At 60.1% G+C, this 17,930-nt stretch carries 15 protein-coding genes and 1 pseudogene; 10 read left to right on the top strand and 6 right to left on the bottom strand.

The features are described 5' to 3' along the window. Together J2X71_RS05960 and J2X71_RS05955 are read left to right on the top strand one after the other, a co-directional pair. A pseudogene (locus J2X71_RS05960) lies at positions 1-523 on the top strand (DUF995 domain-containing protein); the annotation flags it as partial. Positions 524-530: 7 nt separating this feature from the next. Then, entirely contained in the window at positions 531-1,502 is a 972-nt protein-coding gene (locus J2X71_RS05955) for a glycosyl hydrolase (RefSeq protein ID WP_310379980.1), read from the top strand. Positions 1,503-1,562: 60 nt separating this feature from the next. Here the strand turns inward: J2X71_RS05955 and J2X71_RS05950 are convergent, their stop codons facing one another. Continuing rightward, complete coding sequence (locus tag J2X71_RS05950; protein ID WP_310379979.1) at positions 1,563-2,849, bottom strand: ABC transporter substrate-binding protein; 1,287 nt, start codon at positions 2,847-2,849, stop codon at positions 1,563-1,565. 159 nt (positions 2,850-3,008) lie between these two features. On the opposite strand from J2X71_RS05950, the gene J2X71_RS05945 reads away from it, so the two are divergent. Genes J2X71_RS05945 through J2X71_RS05935 form a run of 3 tightly spaced genes read left to right on the top strand, consistent with a single transcriptional unit; the run spans position 3,009 to position 6,910 of the window. Next, on the top strand, positions 3,009-4,037 hold the full coding sequence (locus tag J2X71_RS05945) for a LacI family DNA-binding transcriptional regulator (protein ID WP_310379977.1): 1,029 nt from the start codon (positions 3,009-3,011) through the stop codon (positions 4,035-4,037). Positions 4,038-4,046: 9 nt separating this feature from the next. Further along, the gene (locus J2X71_RS05940) at positions 4,047-5,903 is read left to right on the top strand and encodes a DUF2264 domain-containing protein (protein WP_310379975.1); all 1,857 of its coding nucleotides are present in this window, start codon (positions 4,047-4,049) and stop codon (positions 5,901-5,903) included. Then, positions 5,900-6,910 carry a hydroxyacid dehydrogenase gene (locus J2X71_RS05935; RefSeq protein WP_310379973.1) on the top strand — a complete coding sequence of 337 codons (1,011 nt, stop codon included), beginning with the start codon at positions 5,900-5,902 and terminating at the stop codon, positions 6,908-6,910. Before J2X71_RS05940 ends, J2X71_RS05935 begins: the two co-directional genes overlap by 4 nt. Before the next feature lie 6 nt (positions 6,911-6,916). Here J2X71_RS05935 and J2X71_RS05930 read toward each other — a convergent pair whose 3' ends face one another. The 5 genes from J2X71_RS05930 to J2X71_RS05910 form a co-directional block, all read right to left on the bottom strand. Continuing rightward, positions 6,917-8,191 carry a Gfo/Idh/MocA family oxidoreductase gene (locus J2X71_RS05930; RefSeq protein ID WP_310379972.1) on the bottom strand — a complete coding sequence of 425 codons (1,275 nt, stop codon included), beginning with the start codon at positions 8,189-8,191 and terminating at the stop codon, positions 6,917-6,919. Between the two features lie 148 nt (positions 8,192-8,339). Beyond that, complete coding sequence (locus J2X71_RS05925) at positions 8,340-9,170, bottom strand: sugar phosphate isomerase/epimerase family protein (RefSeq protein WP_310379970.1); 831 nt, start codon at positions 9,168-9,170, stop codon at positions 8,340-8,342. Between the two features lie 30 nt (positions 9,171-9,200). Beyond that, the gene (locus J2X71_RS05920) at positions 9,201-10,364 is read right to left on the bottom strand and encodes a dihydrodipicolinate synthase family protein (protein ID WP_310379968.1); all 1,164 of its coding nucleotides are present in this window, start codon (positions 10,362-10,364) and stop codon (positions 9,201-9,203) included. A 3-nt stretch (positions 10,365-10,367) separates the two neighbouring features. Beyond that, positions 10,368-11,516 (bottom strand): Gfo/Idh/MocA family oxidoreductase, encoded by a 1,149-nt coding sequence (locus J2X71_RS05915; RefSeq protein WP_310379966.1) that lies wholly within the window; start codon positions 11,514-11,516, stop codon positions 10,368-10,370. Positions 11,517-11,649: 133 nt separating this feature from the next. Beyond that, the gene (locus tag J2X71_RS05910; protein ID WP_310379964.1) at positions 11,650-12,324 is read right to left on the bottom strand and encodes a TetR/AcrR family transcriptional regulator; all 675 of its coding nucleotides are present in this window, start codon (positions 12,322-12,324) and stop codon (positions 11,650-11,652) included. Between the two features lie 207 nt (positions 12,325-12,531). On the opposite strand from J2X71_RS05910, the gene J2X71_RS05905 reads away from it, so the two are divergent. From J2X71_RS05905 to J2X71_RS05885, 5 genes are read left to right on the top strand one after another with little or no spacing between them, the layout of a single operon-like run. Then, positions 12,532-13,818: an ABC transporter substrate-binding protein gene (locus J2X71_RS05905; protein ID WP_310379962.1), complete on the top strand. Its 1,287-nt coding sequence runs from the start codon at positions 12,532-12,534 to the stop codon at positions 13,816-13,818. 6 nt (positions 13,819-13,824) lie between these two features. Continuing rightward, positions 13,825-14,784 (top strand): carbohydrate ABC transporter permease, encoded by a 960-nt coding sequence (locus J2X71_RS05900; RefSeq protein ID WP_007814102.1) that lies wholly within the window; start codon positions 13,825-13,827, stop codon positions 14,782-14,784. Then, a complete protein-coding gene (locus J2X71_RS05895; protein WP_376776552.1) occupies positions 14,777-15,664 on the top strand; it encodes a carbohydrate ABC transporter permease in 888 nt (295 codons plus the stop codon). The genes J2X71_RS05900 and J2X71_RS05895 overlap by 8 nt, the downstream gene beginning before the upstream one ends. 36 nt (positions 15,665-15,700) lie before the next feature. Then, positions 15,701-16,774 carry a Gfo/Idh/MocA family oxidoreductase gene (locus tag J2X71_RS05890; RefSeq protein WP_310379959.1) on the top strand — a complete coding sequence of 358 codons (1,074 nt, stop codon included), beginning with the start codon at positions 15,701-15,703 and terminating at the stop codon, positions 16,772-16,774. A gap of 16 nt (positions 16,775-16,790) precedes the next feature. Further along, positions 16,791-17,867, top strand: coding sequence for a sn-glycerol-3-phosphate ABC transporter ATP-binding protein UgpC (locus J2X71_RS05885; RefSeq protein ID WP_310379957.1), 1,077 nt, complete (start codon positions 16,791-16,793; stop codon positions 17,865-17,867). The last annotated feature ends 63 nt before the right edge of the window (positions 17,868-17,930 follow it).

Below are 17,930 nucleotides of genomic sequence, written 5' to 3'. Positions count from 1 at the left end.
ATGAGCATGACAACACGATTTACGGGAGGAGTGCTGGCTCTGTGCCTCGGCCTCATCCTCCCGATGGGCGCGCTCGCATCAGAAAAGACGAAAGCACCGACACCGACGCCGCTGAGTGCCGGCGAACTCTACGTGATCTACGCCGACAAGACCTGGACCTGGGACACGGGTGGCGGGCGTTTCATTGGCGAGGGTAGGCATTTCGTCGCCTGGGTCGACAATGGCGGCAAACAGTCTTTCGCCGAGGGCCGCTGGGTCGTCGATGATCTCGGTCAGATGTGCATGCGCGCGACCTGGACCAATAATGAGGGGGCGGCACGTGCCAGTACCTGCTTCGGCCACCGCAAGATCGGCAACACGATCTATCAGCGGCGTCAGCCGAGCGGGGACTGGTACGTGTTCCGGCACGCTTCCACGAAAGCCGATGATGAGTTCCGGAAGCTGGTTCTGGCAGACACGGTGAGCCTGAAAGCCAAAGAGCTGAAACAGGTTCTCGCGACCAATAAATAGCCGAAGGGGAGGAAAAGACTATGAAAACCCTGGCGAAGAAAATCTCGACGGCAACAATCGCGATGCTTCTGCTCGGCGTTGCCGATCTGTCGCACCGAAGTGAGGCGCAGAACGCCGCCGTCATGAATGCGGGTGCCCAGACGATCACCGACAAGACGATCACCGACAAGCGGCCCGCCATTCATGCCAATGGCATCAAGTTTGGTGCCTACGACCCGCATGGCGATTTCGGCGCGCAGCAGAGCGTGACGACAGAGCACCTCTTCCTTCCATGGGAGGACGTCGATCTCGAAACGCTGCGTGTGGCGGATGCCTATGCGTTGGCAAGAGGCCGCAACCTGCTGATCACGGTGGAACCCTGGTCTTGGGACGTGGACTGGCGGCTGACCTCAGATGAACTTCGCCGGAAGCTGTTTCGCGGCGATTACGATGTGAACATGCGAGCGATTGCCAGTATGATCGCCCAGTTGAAAAGCCCGGTCATCGTCCGCTGGGGGCAGGAAATGGAAGACAGATCCGGCCGCTTTTCGTGGTCCGGCTGGAATCCTTCTGATTACATAGCCGCCTACAGGCGTATGATGGATATTGTGCGGGAAGAAGCGCCCGATACGAAACTCATGTGGTCGCCGAAGGGACAGGCGGGCCTTAATGCTTATTATCCAGGCGACACCTATGTCGACTTCATCGGCCTCTCGGTCTTCGGTTTGGAACCTTACGACCGGATCGTTCACAACGGGCCGCGAACTTTTTCCGAGGCGCTGAGGCCGGGTTACGACCTCGTCGCCCAGTATCACAAGCCGGTCTGGGTGGCTGAACTCGGCTATGAGGGCAGTGATGGATACATCAAGCCGTGGATGGAAACAGCAACGCTCAAGCAGAGTGATTTTCCGGAGCTGCAGGAAGTCGTCTACTTCAATGACCGAGACGTACACACCTGGCCGGTCAATCTCGGCCGGCCCGATTGGCGGGTTATTGAAGACGCAAGCAACTAGGCTGGGGTCAAAAGAAAGGCCCGCCGATGGCGGGCCTTTGTCGGTATATGCAGGATATGATCAACCCTTGATGGTGGCCTTGCCGGTTTCGACGAGCTTGGCTGCGGCATCGGCTACTGAGATTCGCTCGAAGGCGAGCTCATCGCAGGTCGGACGAAGAACACGCTGGTCGAATTCGGTCGCGCCCATCGGTACTGGCCGCGGATATTCGCCGACCTGATCCTTGAGCAGATTGACGTATTTGACCGTTTCCTGCTCCGTCGGGTTGAGCTGCGGCAGTATAGCTTCACGAACCGCCGGCGACATCGGCACGCCACGTTCCACACCGAGAATCTTGCCGGCTTCCGGATCGTTGACGAAGAAACTGATGAACTTTGCGGCGGCTTCGCCCTGCTTGGTCGTGGCACCCACGCTCCAGATCAGTGCCGGGCGATAATAGTGACCGGACGGGCCCCCCTTCTTCTCGCGTGGCAGCATGGTGATGCCGAGCTTGTTCTTGATGATAAGCTGATAACCAACCATCTGGTTGGAATAGGCCATGCCGATCACCGATTTGCCAAGGCCGAGGCAATTGGTGTCGATGGTGTTCTGGTCAAGCGTCTGAACGTCGGCGGCGACGGTGCCGCCTGCCTTGCGCAGCTTTTCCCAGTAGTCGAACCATTCCTTGGCGTCGTCGACCGTGAAGCCGAGGCCGACACCCTCCTTGGCGAAGAGGCTCTTGCCGCGCTGGCGCAGCCAGGCGTCGAAGACATAATTGTAACGCGCCGCATAGGGGCCGCCACCCTTGCCGGAGGCTTTGGCGAGTTCCACGGCAAGCTTGGCATACTCATCCCAGGTGAGATCGGGCGTCGGCAGCGGAATACCCACCTTTTCGAATTCGACGGTATCGAAGAACATCGCGAAGGAATTGAGCCCGAGGCCGACACCGTAGAGCTTGCCGTCGACGGTGGTGAGCTTCAGCATATCGGCGCCGAAGCTGTCGACCTTGAGCGTCGAAGGTACGAATTCATCGAGCGGCAGGCAGGCGCCGCGCTTGGAATAGTCGGAGATCGTGCCCGGCTCCAGCTGGAAGACATCTGCGATCGCGCGGCCGGCCATCTGCGTTGCGAGCTTCGTCCAGTAGCCGTCGCCCGAAAGCGACTCGCCGACAATAGTGACACCCGGTGTCTTCGACTGATAGAGTTTGGCAACATCCAGTGTGCGCTTGGCACGGTCGTTGGAACCCCACCACATGGCGCGAAGCGAAGCGTCCTCGGCAAATGCGGGGATCGAGCTGCCAGCGCCAAAGGCAAGGCCGGCCGCGGCACCCGCGGTTCCCATCAAGAATGAACGGCGATTGACCTGCATTGATTTCCTCCTGTGTCCGATGCCCGGTGCCATCCTCCAATGGTCTTTCCAGGCGTGCCGGAGGCTAGAGTACGCAAAAAATTTCTCTTTGCAAGAATTTATGATTATCTTGCAAATTTGCGTAATTTGCATAATCTTTGCCACATGAACGAGATTAAAATGAATGAGATCAAGACCAGGCGACCGCGACAGGCCGATATTGCCAGTCTGGCCGGTGTTTCGGTTTCCACGGTATCGCGGGTGCTCGCCAATGAACCGGGCATCAGCGAAAGCGTGCGGCGGCACATTTTGAAGGTCGCTGCCGAACATGGCTATCCGGTGAAGACTGTTTCGGAAAGCGTTCCGGGCGGGCTTGCCCTGATTGCCAGCGACGGGGCAACCGGTGGCCTCAGCGTCTTCTACGAATCGATTGTTGAGGGCCTTCGCGCCGGTGCCGCCGATGCCGGCATGCCTTTCGAAGTGCGGCTCGTGCGCGAGGACCGCACGACGCCTGATGTTGTCGGCGAATATATGCAGACGGCGGAAGCCGAAGGGCTTTTCCTCGTCGGCATCGATCCCAGCGATACGTTGCGGGCCTGGCTGGAAGAGACAGGAACACCGACCGTCCTCGTCAACGGTACCGATCCACGCCTGCGCCTCGATGGCGTCTCCCCCTCCAATTTCTTCGGCGCCTACGAGGCGACCAGCCGGCTCACGAAAGCCGGTCATCGCCGTATCCTGCATCTCACCGGCTCGCATCGCCACACGATCCGCGAACGTGTGCGAGGATTCGAGGCAGCGATTGCCGCGATTCCTGGTGCCGAAGGCCGGCTCGTTCCGCTTACCTTCCAGGGCAGCGCCAGCCGCGAGGCGCATGAGCGCACGGTCGCGATGCTCGCGGAAGATCCCGGATACACGGCGGCCTTCTGCATGAATGATTTCATTGCCGTCGGCGTGCTTGAAGCCGTCACCGAAGCACGCCTTCGCGTTCCCGAGGATTTCGCGATCGTCGGCTTCGATGACCTGCCCTGTGCCGTCATGACCAATCCCAGGCTTTCCACCATGCGCGTCGACCGCGCGGCGCTTGGCCGCGAGGCCGTCTCCCTTCTGATCTCCCGCTACCGCGACAGGACCGCGCCCGCCCGCCATATCTGCCAGGCGGTCGTTCCCGTTGCAGGAGGCACTGTTCCTGATACCGACAAGCTGTGAGTGATGCCGATGACCTATGATCCCGCCAGCGCCAATCCGCTCGCAGGCAATCCGCTGAAGACCCGCGCCGACATGATCCGCGCTGTCAACGATCTCTTCAATCCGCTGCTGCCCTTCTTCTCCGATGGCAATGCCCGTGTTCGCCTCGATGGCGCCGGCGCTCATTTCGACCGGGCTGCTGCTGATCTTGAAGGTTTCGCTCGTCCGCTCTGGGGTCTTGCACCGCTCGGCGCCGGCAAGAACGCTTTCGATCACTGGCACCGCTTTGCCGAAGGGCTTGCGAATGGCTGTGATCCGACCCATCCCGAATATTGGGGCACGGTCAATGCCCGCGACCAGCGCATGGTGGAGCTCGCCGCCCTCGGTTTTGCCCTGGCGCTGGTGCCTGACAAGATCTGGGAGCCGCTCGACAAGCGCTCTCGCGACAATATCATCGCCTATTTCAAGCATGTCCGGCAGTTCGACTATGCCGACAACAACTGGAAATTCTTCCGGATCTTCGTCGATATCGCTCTCGGCCGCCTCGGCGCCGATTTCGACCGCAGCCTGACCAAGCAATATCTTGAGGAACTCGAAGGCTTCTACATTGGCGACGGCTGGTACCGTGACGGCAATATCCGCCGCATCGACCACTACATTCCCTTCGCTATGCATTTCTACGGCTTGATCTATTCCAAGCTAGTCGATGACGACTATGCTAGGCGCTACCGTGAGCGGGCCGTGCTGTTTGCCAAGGATTTCCGCCATTGGTTTGCGCCCGATGGCGCGACAATCCCCTTCGGCCGCAGCCTCACTTATCGTTTCGCCTGTGCCGGTTTCTGGTCGGCACTCGCCTTCGCCGATCTGGAGGCATTGCCCTGGGGGGAGGTCAAGCATCTCTGCCTCGAGCATCTGCGCTGGTGGCGGGATAAGCCGATCGCCAGCCACGATGGTGTTCTCTCCATTGGCTTCGGCTATCCGAACCTCTTGATGTCGGAGAGTTATAATTCTGCCGGCTCACCTTACTGGGCCTTCAAGGTCTTCCTGCCGCTCGCCATTGCCGAGGATCATCCCTTCTGGACCGCGGAGGAAAAGGCGCCTGAACAGACGCCGGAGGTCGTTCCGCAGCGTCATCCGGGCATGGTGGTCATGCGTGCCGGCAATGATGTCGTGGCGCTCTCGTCTGGCCAGGAAAACCTGCAGATGCGCTTCGGCACGGAGAAATATGCAAAATTCGCTTATTCTGCCCGCTACGGCTTCAGCGTCGAGGCTGACGAGCGAGCCTTCGCACTTGGCGCCTTCGATTCCGCGCTCGCCTTCAGCGATGACGGCCTGCATTACCGCGTCCGCGAAACCAATGAAGAAGCGAAGATCGCCGGCGACATCCTTTACTCCAGATGGTCAGCCTTCAAGGATGTGAAGGTCGAAACCTGGCTCGTGCCATCCGCCCCGTGGCATATCCGTGTTCACCGCATCACAACACCACGCCCGCTGCAGACCGCGGAAGGCGGCTTCGCGATTGCCAAGCGCGATCTCGATGCGGACACGCTTTCAGCGGCTGAAGGCTCGGCTCACGCGATCGGCGAAGTGGATTTCACCGGCATCGTCGACCTCGGTTCTTCGATCAAGCGAAACGGCCTTGCCCAGAAGGCATTGCCGAATACCAACATGATCGTTTCCAAGACGCTCGTGCCCCAGCTCCGCGGTGAGATTCCGGCCGGTGAAACAGTTCTGGTCACGGCTGTACTCGCGTTGAACGATCCGGCTGCCGTATCGGGGGCATGGACCACACCGCCGAAAGCACCCGATATCGCTGCGCTCCGGAAGCTGGTCAGCGAGAAGGGCGTGACCGTCAGCGCCATCGAAGCGCCAGGACATATGCCATGAGCCGTGCTGCCATCGTCCTCGCCATGCAGCCTTCCCGCACGGAGCATGTGCTGCCCGAGGCGGTCCTTCGCCGGCTGGACGGCATCGGACGCCTGCTCGATGCCGAACCGCTTCAGCACTTCGACGACGAGCGGGCGAAGCGACTGCTCTCCGAGGCGGAAATCCTGATCACAGGCTGGGGCGCGCCCTATGTCGGCCGCGAGGCTCTGGCGCTTGCGCGGAAGTTGAAGCTCGTCGTTCATGCCGCGGGAACGGTGAAGGGCCTTGTCGATCCCGGCATTTTCGAGGCCGGCGTCGTCGTCAGCCATGCGGCCGAGGCCAATGCCGTACCGGTCGCCGAATTCGCGCTCGCCGCAATCATCTTTGCCGGCAAACATGTCTTCCGTTTCCGCGACCTCTATGTCGGCGACCGCCATCGCGATCGCACCCACCCGATGCAGCGTGAGGCCATCGGCAATTATCGCCGCACGGTTGGCATCATCGGTGCGTCACGCATCGGTCGCCGCGTCATCGATCTGCTGAAGCCCTTCGATTACAAGGTACTGCTCTTTGATCCGACCGTCGATGCCGGTCAGGCGCGCGGAATGGGCGTGTATAAGGTGGAGCTCGACGATCTCATGCGTCATTCGGATATCGTCTCCCTCCACGCGCCATCGCTGCCGTCCACCTACCATATGATCGATGCCGCAAAACTGGCGCTGATGAAGGATAGCGCGACGCTGATCAATACCGCGCGCGGTGCGCTGCTCGATGAGGACGCTTTGCTTGACGTGCTGAAGACCGGCCGTATCGACGCCATCATCGATGTGACCGATCCCGAAATACCGGGACCGGAATCGGCATTTTACGACCTGCCCAACGTCTTCCTGACACCGCATATCGCCGGTGCCGTCGGCCTCGAGCGCAGCCGCCTCGGTGAAATGGCAGCGGATGAGGCCGAACGCTTCATCAAGGGCGAGCCCCTGCTTTACCGGCTCACCCTCGAAAACCTGGAAAATACCGCCTGAGGTGCCTTACGACGCCTTCAGCGAATTCGGCGAACCGTCATTGGCAAGCTCCGGCATCAGGTCGGAAATACTGACGACCTTGCCGGTGCGCGAGCTCGTCAGTGCCGCAATGCCGCAAAGCACGGACATGGCGCCGGCGCGTGTGCCGGCCCGCTGCGCGAGCTTGTCCTGCATATCGGGCTTGAAGATCATGTTGCGCATCCGGTCGTCGCCGCCATAATGGCCGCCGGAGAAATGCGGCACCGTGATGCGCTCGACGGCCTCCTTGCCATGCGGGAAGCTGCGGATCAGCAGGATCGTATCTTCCTTCGGCTCCTCCCACGGCTGGGTTTCATACTGGCGGATTTCGATGCGGCCTTTAGTGCCGTTGAAGGCGAGGTGATGTCCCTCTATCGGCTGGAACGTGTTCAGTGAATAGGAGACATGAACATTGTTCCTGTAGCGCAGGGAGACGACCATCGTGTCGGGAATGTCGATATCTTCGCGGAAGACACAGCCGTCACGGAAATAACCGTCGATTTTCGAAGGGTCTTCATAGAGCGTGTCGAGGAAGGGATCCTTTTCGAGATCGAGATAGTAGTCGCATTCCTGCGTGTGCGGACAGAGCTTGCAGCGCGGGCCGCGGAAAGGCCCCTTGCGGCCGTAATTCTGCAGGTCGGCAAAGGAGGTCACGGCGTCAGGATCGCTGTCGAGATACCAGTTCAGAAGGTCGAAATGATGTGTCGCCTTGTGAACGAAGAGGCTGCCGGAATTTTCCGTATAGGCGTGCCAGCGGCGGAAATAATCAGCGCCATGCTTGGTGTTGAGATACCAGTGGAAATCGACCGACGTAACGCGGCCGATTTCGCCGGAATTCAGGAGTTCCTTGATCTTCGCTGCCGTCGGCGCATAGCGATAGTTGAAGGAAACGTCGACCCGGCGGCCGGTGCGCTTTTCGGCATCCAGAATCCGGCGAATCTTCTCGACCGAGGTGGTCATCGGCTTTTCGGTGATGACGTCGATGCCGGATTCCAACGCCCTAACCACGATATCGTCATGCGTATGGTCGGGCGTGCAGACGATGACGAGATCCGGCTTCTGCTCTGTGAGCATCGAATCGATGTTTTCATAGAGTGGCGCATTGCTGCCGATCATGGTGCGGGCGCGCTCGCCGCGTAGCGAATTCTTCTCGACGATCGCAGTCAGGTCGACATGCTCGCGCCAGCCGGCCAAGAGATCCTTGCCCCACATCGTGGTGCCGCGGTTACCGGTGCCGATCAGGGCAAAACGGCGTTTCTCCATCGAATGATTCCTCCTTCATACGTGATGAAACGATTGGACTTTAGAGCAATTCCAGCAAAAGTGTGCAGCGGTTTTGCGTCCGGAATTGCGTGAAAACAAAGAGATAGAGCATGTCCGTGTTTCGAAGAAAAACGGACATGCTCTAGAATCAGATTTGGCAGCAGCTCCTGAAGCGCTCGACGCAGGTGGCGATCACCTCGTCGGCGGGACGCTTCCACCAGTTCTCATCCGAGAAGATTTCGACCTCCTGCGCGCCGAAGAAGCCGGCGGCTTCCACCATCCGTCTTATGCCTTTGAGATCGATGACGCCATCGCCCATCATGCCGCGGTCGAGCAGCATGTCCTTGGTCGGCACCAGCCAGTCGCAGATGTGATGGGCAAAGATGCGCTTCATCCGTCCGGCGCGGGCGATCTGGTTGGCCAGATCGGGATCCCACCAGACGTGATAAACATCGACGGCGACGCCGACATCCTCGCCGAGTTGCTCGCACATATCGAGCGCCTGGCCGAGCGTGTTTACACAAGCCCGGTCGGCCGCATACATCGGATGCAATGGCTCGATCGCGAGCTTCACGCCCAAGGCCTGCGCATGTGGCAGCACGGCGGCAATGCCGTCGAACACCATCTGGCGGGCCGCGACGATATCCTTCGAACTATCAGGCAAACCGCCGACGACGAGCACGAGGCAATCGGCCGAAAAGGCTGCCGCCTCGTCGATGGCGCGTCTGTTGTCGTCGAGGTTCTTCTGCCACTCGGCTTCGTTCGCTGCCGGAAAGAAGCCGCCGCGGCAAAGCCCAGTCAGCTTGATGCCGTTCGAGTTGACGATACGCACTGCCTCGTCGAGGCCGGCCTTGGCGACCTGATCGCGCCAGGGCGCGATCGAGGTGATGCCGTGTTTCAGGCAGATATCGACGGCTTCGGCAAAGCCACATTGCTCGCGGATTGTCGCAAGGTTGATCGAAAGTCCTTCGACCTGCATGTCATTCCCCTCCCATTGCCATGCTGACGTTCAGTGAACGCCGTGGACGGCAAGCACCTGCTTCATGCGATCAGTTGCAAGGTCCGGATCGGCCAGAACCCGGGCCTTGTCGGCCAGGCGGAAAAGCTCCGCTAGATGCGTGAGCGAGCGCGTGCTCTGCTGGCCGCCGATCATTGTGAAATGATCCTGCAACCCGTTGAGATAGGCGAGGAAGACGACGCCGGTCTTGTAAAAGCGGGTCGGCGCTTTGAAGATGTGGCGCGACAGCGGAACTGTCGGCTCGAGCAGATCGAAGAATTCGTGGTTGCTCTTGCGGCCAAGCGCGTCGAGAGCAGCCGAAGCCGCAGGTGCGATGGCGTCAAAAATGCCGAGCAGCGCATCCGAATGGCCCTGCTCGTCGCCGGCGATCAGTTCGGCATAGTTGAAGTCGTCGCCTGTATACATGCGCACGCCCTTCGGTAGCTGCCGGCGCATCGTCACTTCCTTCTCCTTGGAAAGAAGCGAGATCTTGATGCCGTCGACCTTGGCGGCATTGGCGTCGATCACCTGCAGGCAGGTTTCCATCGCCTTCAGATGGTCGCCATTGCCCCAATATCCCTGAAGCGCCGGGTCGAACATTTCGCCGAGCCAATGGATAACGACAGGTTCTTTTACCTGGCGAAGAATGCGGTCATAGACCCTGACATAGTCGTCCGGCTCTTTGGCGGCGGCGGCCAGCGCCCGGCTTGCCATCAGAATGATGCGACCGCCGGCAGCTTCCACCGTTTCGATCTGCTCTTCATAGGCCCTAATGATCGTATCGATGGTCACGTCGGGGCCGGGCGTCAGATGGTCGGTGCCAGCGCCGCAGGCAATCAGCGCGTCCTTGCGTCCGGCAGCTTCGGCAAGCGCGCGGCGGATCAGTTCGCGGGCTTCCGGCCAGCCGAGACCCATGCCGCGCTGTGCAGTATCCATCGCCTCGGCCACGCCGAGGCCGAGGTCCCAAAGCCGATGGCGGAAGGCAAGCGTCCGTTCCCAGTCGATCGCCGGTGTCAGCCACGGATCATTGTCGGCGAGCGGATCGGCCACCACATGGGCGGCGGCAAAGGCGATACGCGGGAAGCTCTTGGCGTCCCGCTTCTTGAGTTCGATCGGCGTGCCGGTCAGCGCATAGGGAACGATCTTGCCGTCGAGGGGAAGATTGATCGTCGTCACGGCTCAAAACTCCAGCGTGGGAACATCGAGCCAGCGGCGCTCGGCCCAGGATTTCAGGCCGAGTTCTGCAAGCTGCACGCCCTTGGCGCCGGCTTCCAGCCCGTAGGGCCACGGAGCATCTTCGACGACGTGACGGATGAACATTTCCCACTGCGCCTTGAAGCCGTTGTCGAAGGTCTGCGTATCCGGCACTTCGTCCCAGGTCTTGTAGAAGTCGATGGTCTGCGGCTGATCAGGATTCCAGACCGGCTTCGGCGTATTGACGCGGTGCTGGCTCCAGCATTTGGTGAGGCCGGCAACGGCCGAGCCATGCGTGCCGTCCACCTGGAAGGTCACGAGGTCGTCGCGACGAACGCGTACGGCCCAGGAGGAATTGATCTGCGCGACCGCGCCGCCTTCCAGCTCGAAGGTCGCATAGGCTGCATCATCGGTGTCGCAGTCGTAGGGCTTGCCCTGCTCGTCGATACGACTGGGAATATGGGTCGCACCCAGGCAGGAAACGGCCTTCACCTCACCGAAGAGATTGTCGAGCACATAGCGCCAGTGGCAGAGCATATCGAGAATGATGCCGCCGCCATCGGCCTTGCGGTAGTTCCAGGAGGGGCGCTGGGCCGGAACGCCCCAGTCGCCTTCGAAGACCCAGTAGCCGAATTCGCCGCGCACTGAGAGGATTTTGCCGAAGAAGCCGGAATCGCGCAGCAGCGCCAGCTTGCGCAGGCCGGGCAGGAACAGCTTGTCCTGCACCACGCCGTGCTTGAGGCCGGAAGCACGCGCCTTGCGGGCGAGATCGATCGCGACCTGCAGATCGTCGGAAATCGGCTTTTCGCAATAGACATGCTTGCCGGCGTCGAGTGCCTTGGTGAGAAGCTCGGCGCGCATCAGCGTCGTACCGGCATCGAAGAAGATGGTGTCATCGGGATTGTCGAGCGCAGCATCCAGGTCGGTCGACCAGCGCTTGATATTATGCTTGCGGGCGAGCTCCTCCATCTTCGCACCGTTGCGGCCGACGATGATTGGATCGATTTCCAGTTTTTCGCCTGATTTCAGCGTGATGCCGCCTTGATCGCAGAAGGCGAGGATCGACCGAACGAGGTGCTGGTTGTAGCCCATACGGCCGGTAACGCCGTGCAAAATGATCCCCAAACGTGCCATTTTTCCCTCCCTGGATGCTTTTATGCGTCGGGAGCGGGCAGTCGGGCCCGGCCCTCCCGAGCCGGTAACTAAACAGTTACTTGATGGCAGAAGAGGAATATTGCTGTCAATAGCCAATTCGGTTTTTTGAAAATCAGCGCTTTATCGAGGCGAGCGTGACGTGAACGATATGTCGTTCCCAGGCTTCGAGATTGGCAGGCGTAATGAGATCGCGGCCGAAGATCGTGGAAAGCGTGTACTGATTGGAGAGGTAGAAATAGCCGAGCGAGGCGATCGTCAGATAGACATGCAGCGGGTCGGCGGTCTCGATGAAGACTCCCGCCTTCTTGCCTTCTTCCAGCACCTGCGAAAGCTCGCCGATTAGATGCGAATGCAATTCCTTGAGCCGCACGGACTGGCGCAGCCAGCGGGCGCGATGCAGGTTTTCCGTGCCGAGCAGGCTGAGGAACTCCGGATGCTGCAGGAAGTAGCGCCAGGTGAAGAGGGCAAGTTCCCCAATGCCCTCCTCAGGGCTGCGGGTGCCGATGTTCAGTGCGCGCTCGGCGGTGCGGATGCTGACATAGGCTTCCTCAAGCACACGCAGATAGAGCTGCTCCTTGTCGCCGAAATAGTGATAGAGCATGCGCTTGTTGGTGCCGGCGCGCTCGGCGATGGAATCGACACGCGCGCCACCCATGCCGTTTTCGGCAAATTCCCGCGTCGCGGCTTCAAGTATGGCCGCACGGGTACGCTCCGGGTCGCGTTGGGCGGTTCGCTCGGCGGACGGGCGCTTGATTTTCTTTTTTGCGCTCTCCCCGGTGTCGTTCATCAGATTTCCCCTATTTTCCCATGTTGCGCTCATAAAGCTTAAGCGGAAGAATGTAAAAACCCGAATTTGCAAACGCAACCGGGCCACCAACACCGCTTGACAGCCCGGAGGCTTTGAACATAGCTTGTAACCAATTAGTTATTTGTTGCAAGATAGCTAGTTGGGAAGCGTGTGGAGGCGCTTCCTATTGGGAGGAGGAAAACCAATATGTCTTTTCGTGTAAGCAGACGTAATTTCATGGCGGGCGGAGCAACGCTCCTTTCGCTTTCGGCGCTCGGAAACAGCGCTTTCGCGCAGGAGAACCGCTTGCGCCTCATCTGGTGGGGCTCTCAGCCGCGCGCTGACCGCACCAACAAGGTCTCCGACCTTTTCAAGGCGAAGAACAGCGGTGTTTCGATCACCGGCGAATTCCTCGGATGGGCTGATTACTGGCCGCGTCTGGCCACACAGGTGGCTGGCCGCAACGCCCCCGACGTCATCCAGATGGACTACCGCTATATTGTCGAATACGCCCGGCGCGGCGCTCTTGCCCCGCTGGAATCCTATATGCCGTCGAAGCTGCAGATCGATGATTTCGATCCGGCACAGATCGAAGGCGGCAAGGTCGATGGCCACCTGTACGGTGTCAGCCTCGGCGCGAATTCGGCGGCCACGGTCATCAACACCGTCGCCTTCCAGGAAGCCGGCATCGATGTGCCGACGAACAAGACGACCTGGGAAGAATTCGGCAAGATCGGTGCTGAAATCACCAAGGCCGGCAAGCGCAAGGGCTATTTCGGCTTTGCTGATGGCAGCGGCGGCGAACCGCTCTTCGAAAACTATGTACGTCAGCGCGGCAAGGCGCTGTACACTGCCGATTCGAAGATCGCTTTCGGCGCGGACGACGCCGCGGAATGGTTCGACATGTGGGCCAAGTTCCGTGAAGCTAAAGCTTGCGTAACGCCTGACATTCAGGCGCTCTATAAGGATACGATCGACACCAGCCCGCTGACCCTCGGCAAGGCTGCCTGCGATTATGCTCACTCCAACCAGTTCGTTGGCTATCAGGCGATGGTCAAGGACAAGTTGATGCTCAGCAACTACCTGCGGATCAAGCCGGACTCGAAGGGCGGCCATTACCGCAAACCTTCGATGTTCTTCTCCGTCTCTGCACAGTCGAAGGTGATCGATCAGGCTGTCGATTACGTCAACTTCTTCGTCAAGAACCCCGATGCCGCCAAGATACTCGATGTCGAGCGCGGCATTCCGGAATCGAAGGCGATGCGCGAAGTCGTCGCCGGCAAGCTCGATGAAACCGGCAAGATCCCGCTCGAATATGTCGCCGGTCTCGGCGATCTCGCCGGCCCGCTTCCGCCCCCGCCGCCGACCGGCGCCGGCGAAGGCCAGGTCGTGCTGCGCACCATCTCGGAGCAGGTGGCCTTTGGCCAAGTCACTCCGGCTGATGCAGGCAAGCAGCTCGTGGATGAAATCACGCGAATTCTCGCGCGGGGTTAATCTTATATGACCAATGCGATGCGCACGTCCGCAGGGACGGTAACCGTGGAAAGATATCAGGGAGTAAAGGCTGACGGACGCTTCCGGCGCCTGTGGAATGCCAATGCTCCCGGCTATCTCTTTCTGCTTCCGTGGCTGGTAGGCTTCTTCGGCCTGACACTCGGCCCGGCCCTGATTTCGCTCTACCTCTCCTTCACCGACTTCGACATGTTGAGGGCGCCGGGATGGGTAGGGGCCGCAAATTACGTGCGCATCGCCACGGCCGATCCGAAATTCGCATCGGCCATGTCCGTCACGCTGACCTACGTCGTGCTGTCGGTTCCCTTCAAGCTGACCTTCGCCCTGCTCGTCGCACTTGCCCTGAACCGGGGTCTGCGTGGCCTGCCGATCTATCGTGCGATCTTCTACCTTCCGTCCCTTCTCGGCGGCAGCGTCGCGATTGCCGTGCTGTGGCGCCAGCTCTTTGCCAGCGATGGCCTCGTTAACGCCGCGCTCGCGCAATTCGGTATCGTCGGCCCGAGCTGGATCTCGCATCCGAGCTATTCGATCTATACGCTGGTGGCTCTCTCCGTCTGGCAGTTCGGCTCGCCGATGATCATCTTCCTGGCCGGCCTGCGGCAGATCCCGCAGGATATGTATGAGGCAGCAAGCCTCGACGGCGCCTCGAAATTCCGCCAGTTCTACAAGATCACCCTGCCGCTTCTCACACCTGTGATCTTCTTCAATGCTGTCGTTCAGACGATCGATGCCTTCAAGGCTTTCACACCCGCCTTCATCATCTCCGGCGGTACGGGCGGTCCGATCAATTCGACGCTGTTCTACACGCTCTATCTCTATCAGGAAGCCTTCGGCAATTTCCGCATGGGCTATGCCTCGGCGCTCGCCTGGATCCTCGTGGTGATCATCGCGATCTTCACCGCCTTCTCCTTCCTGACCTCGCGCTACTGGGTGCACTACGATGACTGAGATGACCGCTTCCGTCACCGCGGCCAGGCCGCCATCGGACATCACCAAACGCAGCCTCCCGGCTTCGATTATCATCCATGCGCTGCTGATCGCCGCCTCGCTGCTGATGCTCTATCCACTTCTGTGGATGGTGTCGGCATCGGTCAGGCCGGAAAACGAAATCTTCTCGTCGACCTCGCTCATCCCATCGTCGGTCGATTTTTCCTCCTATGTGCGCGGCTGGACCGGCCTCGACATCACCTTTGGCCGCTTCTTCTGGAATTCCCTCGTCATCTCGCTGCTTGTCGTGGCGGGCAATGTCATCGCCTGTTCGCTGACGGCCTTCGCCTTCGCGCGGCTGCGGTTTGCCGGCCGGAACTTCTGGTTCGCGATCATGCTCGGCACGCTGATGATCCCCTATCACGTGACGCTCATCCCGCAATATGTGCTCTTCCTCGATCTCGGCTGGGTCAACACCATCCTGCCGCTGGTCGTGCCGAAGTTCCTGGCCAGCGACGCCTTCTTCATTTTCCTCATGGTGCAGTTCTTCCGCGGCATCCCGCGCGAACTCGATGAAGCGGCGATGATGGATGGCTGCAGCGCTTGGCGCATCTATTGGAAGATCATGCTGCCGCTGTCGCTGCCGGTTCTGGCGACAGCCGCCATATTCTCCTTCATCTGGACCTGGGACGATTTCTTCGGTCCGCTGATCTACCTCAATGACATGAACACTTACACGATCCAGCTCGGCCTGCGCACTTTCGTGGACTCCACCAGCGCATCGGACTGGGGCGGACTGTTCGCCATGTCGACGCTGACCCTCGTGCCCGTCTTCTTCTTCTTCTTGTTCTTCCAGCGCCTGCTGATCGAAGGCATCGCCACGACCGGCATGAAGCGTTGATGGGTCGGGCAGGAAAGCAAGACAGGGAAGAATGACATGAGCATCAAGACAGTCGCTATCATCGGCTGCGGTATCGGCCGCTCTCACATCGTCGAGGGTTATCTGCCGCATCCGGACAAGTTCAAGGTCGTGGCGATCTGCGACCTGAACGAGGAGCGCCTGAAGACGGTCGGCAACGAATTCGGCATCGAACGGCGCATGACCTCCTTCGATGAACTGCTTGCCGATGACAGCATCGACATCATCGATATCTGCACGCCGCCCGGCATCCATAAGGAGCAGGTCATAGCCGCCCTGGCCGCCGGCAAGCATGTGGTCTGTGAAAAGCCGCTCACCGGCTCGCTCGCCAGTGCCGACGAAATCATCGCGGCAGAAAAGACTGCCAAAGGCACACTGATGCCGATCTTCCAGTATCGCTATGGCGATGGCGTCGAGAAGGCCAAGCGCATCATCGATGGCGGTCTCGCCGGCAAGTTCTACATGGGCTCGGTCGAGACCTTCTGGCGCCGCAAGCCGGAATATTATGCCGTGCCCTGGCGCGGCAAATGGGAAACCGAACTCGGTGGCGTACTCGTCACCCATGCGCTCCATCTGCACGACATGCTCTTTTATCTCGCCGGCCCGGCAACCCGCGTGTTCGGCCGCGTGGCAACCCGTGTCAACGAGATCGAGGTGGAAGATTGCGCCTCCGTCAGCCTGCAGATGCAGAACGGCGCCTTCGTCTCGCTGTCCTGCACGCTCGGTTCGCAGAACGAAATCAGCCGGCTCAGGCTTCATTTCGAAAACATCACCTTCGAAAGCAATCATGAGGCCTATGCGCCCGGCCAGGATCCCTGGCAGATCATCGCTGCCGACGATGAAGTACAGGCGGAGATCGATGCTGTCATCGCCGACTGGCAGCCCGTGCCGCTGCGCTTCAACACGCAGATGCTGCGCTTCCACGATTATCTGATGGGCAAAGGACCGCTTCCGGTGACGAGCGCGGATGCAAGGCGCGCGCTGGAGCTGGTCACTGCCATCTATCAATCCTCCGATAGCGGCGCCGATGTCGCCCTGCCGATCGGTCCTGACAGCCCGAAATACGCCGACTGGCGTGCAAGAACCAAATAAGAGGGGATTTCGGAACATGGCAACGAGTGTCGTTCTTCAGAAGGTCGAGAAGCGTTATGGCCAGCTCGACGTCATTCACGGCATCGACCTGACGATCGATCCCGGCGAATTCGCCGTCTTCGTCGGCCCTTCGGGCTGCGGCAAGTCCACGCTGCTGCGCATGATCGCCGGCCTTGAGGAAATCTCCGGCGGCGCGCTGCTGCTCGACAATGAGCGCATGAACGAAGTGACGCCCGCCAAGCGCGGCATCGCCATGGTCTTCCAGTCCTACGCTCTTTATCCGCACATGTCGGTTTACAAGAACCTCGCCTTCGGCCTGGAAACCGCGGGCTACAAGAAGGCCGAGATCGAACCGAAGGTGCGCCGTGCCGCGCAGATCCTGCAGATCGAGAAGCTGCTCGAGCGCAAGCCGAAGGCACTATCAGGCGGCCAGCGCCAGCGCGTGGCGATCGGGCGCGCCATCGTGCGCGAGCCGCGCATCTTCCTCTTCGACGAGCCGCTGTCCAACCTTGATGCCGAACTGCGCGTGCAGATGCGCGTGGAGATTTCCCGCCTGCACCGCAGCCTCGGCAACACGATGATCTATGTCACCCACGATCAGGTGGAGGCCATGACGATGGCCGACAAGATCGTCGTCCTGAATTCCGGCCGCATCGAACAGGTTGGCGCCCCGCTCGACCTGTACAACAACCCCGCCAACCGCTTCGTCGCCGGCTTTATCGGTAGCCCGAAGATGAATTTCCTGAGTGCAAAGATCGAGAGCGTCACAGACACTGGCTCGACGGTCAATGTCTGCGGCAATTCCATTCAGCTCGGTCGCAGGCTTGCCGGTCAGGCTGGCCAGAACGTCACCTTCGGCATCCGCCCCGAGCATCTTTCCTTGGCGGAGGGCGGCGCCGTCCTTTCGACCGTCAATGTAGATCTGGTCGAAAATCTCGGCGGTGCCACGATGCTATACGCCACGACGCCGGACAATCAGCCGCTCACCATCGCACTCGATGGCCAGCAAAAGGTCGAACGCGGCACCAATGTGAAGGCCTCCTTCGATCCGGCGCGGTGTCATGTCTTTGATGATGCCGGCAAGACGATCTAAATCAGCCCGGCTTGACAGCCGATCCCTCTCAAGCCCATCATTTCATTGAGGGCTAAGAGGGGG

It is taken from the genome of Rhizobium sp. 1399 (assembly GCF_031455475.1).
Classification (GTDB): Bacteria; Pseudomonadota; Alphaproteobacteria; order Rhizobiales; family Rhizobiaceae; genus Rhizobium.
Note: the sequence above shows the minus strand (reverse complement) of the source record. Positions and strands in the feature narration are given on the sequence as shown.

Excerpts from the sequence above, each read along its gene's own strand:
- J2X71_RS05945 (WP_310379977.1), top strand. The coding sequence starts at position 3,009 with ATGAATGAGATCAAGACCAGGCGACCGCGACAGGCCGATATTGCCAGT.
- J2X71_RS05910 (WP_310379964.1), bottom strand. The coding sequence starts at position 12,324 with ATGAACGACACCGGGGAGAGCGCAAAAAAGAAAATCAAGCGCCCGTCC.
- J2X71_RS05955 (WP_310379980.1), top strand. The coding sequence starts at position 531 with ATGAAAACCCTGGCGAAGAAAATCTCGACGGCAACAATCGCGATGCTT.
- J2X71_RS05915 (WP_310379966.1), bottom strand. The coding sequence starts at position 11,516 with ATGGCACGTTTGGGGATCATTTTGCACGGCGTTACCGGCCGTATGGGC.
- J2X71_RS05925 (WP_310379970.1), bottom strand. The coding sequence starts at position 9,170 with ATGCAGGTCGAAGGACTTTCGATCAACCTTGCGACAATCCGCGAGCAA.
- J2X71_RS05940 (WP_310379975.1), top strand. The coding sequence starts at position 4,047 with ATGACCTATGATCCCGCCAGCGCCAATCCGCTCGCAGGCAATCCGCTG.
- J2X71_RS05885 (WP_310379957.1), top strand. The coding sequence starts at position 16,791 with ATGGCAACGAGTGTCGTTCTTCAGAAGGTCGAGAAGCGTTATGGCCAG.
- J2X71_RS05935 (WP_310379973.1), top strand. The coding sequence starts at position 5,900 with ATGAGCCGTGCTGCCATCGTCCTCGCCATGCAGCCTTCCCGCACGGAG.
- J2X71_RS05905 (WP_310379962.1), top strand. The coding sequence starts at position 12,532 with ATGTCTTTTCGTGTAAGCAGACGTAATTTCATGGCGGGCGGAGCAACG.
- J2X71_RS05930 (WP_310379972.1), bottom strand. The coding sequence starts at position 8,191 with ATGGAGAAACGCCGTTTTGCCCTGATCGGCACCGGTAACCGCGGCACC.
- J2X71_RS05900 (WP_007814102.1), top strand. The coding sequence starts at position 13,825 with ATGACCAATGCGATGCGCACGTCCGCAGGGACGGTAACCGTGGAAAGA.
- J2X71_RS05895 (WP_376776552.1), top strand. The coding sequence starts at position 14,777 with ATGACTGAGATGACCGCTTCCGTCACCGCGGCCAGGCCGCCATCGGAC.
- J2X71_RS05890 (WP_310379959.1), top strand. The coding sequence starts at position 15,701 with ATGAGCATCAAGACAGTCGCTATCATCGGCTGCGGTATCGGCCGCTCT.
- J2X71_RS05950 (WP_310379979.1), bottom strand. The coding sequence starts at position 2,849 with ATGCAGGTCAATCGCCGTTCATTCTTGATGGGAACCGCGGGTGCCGCG.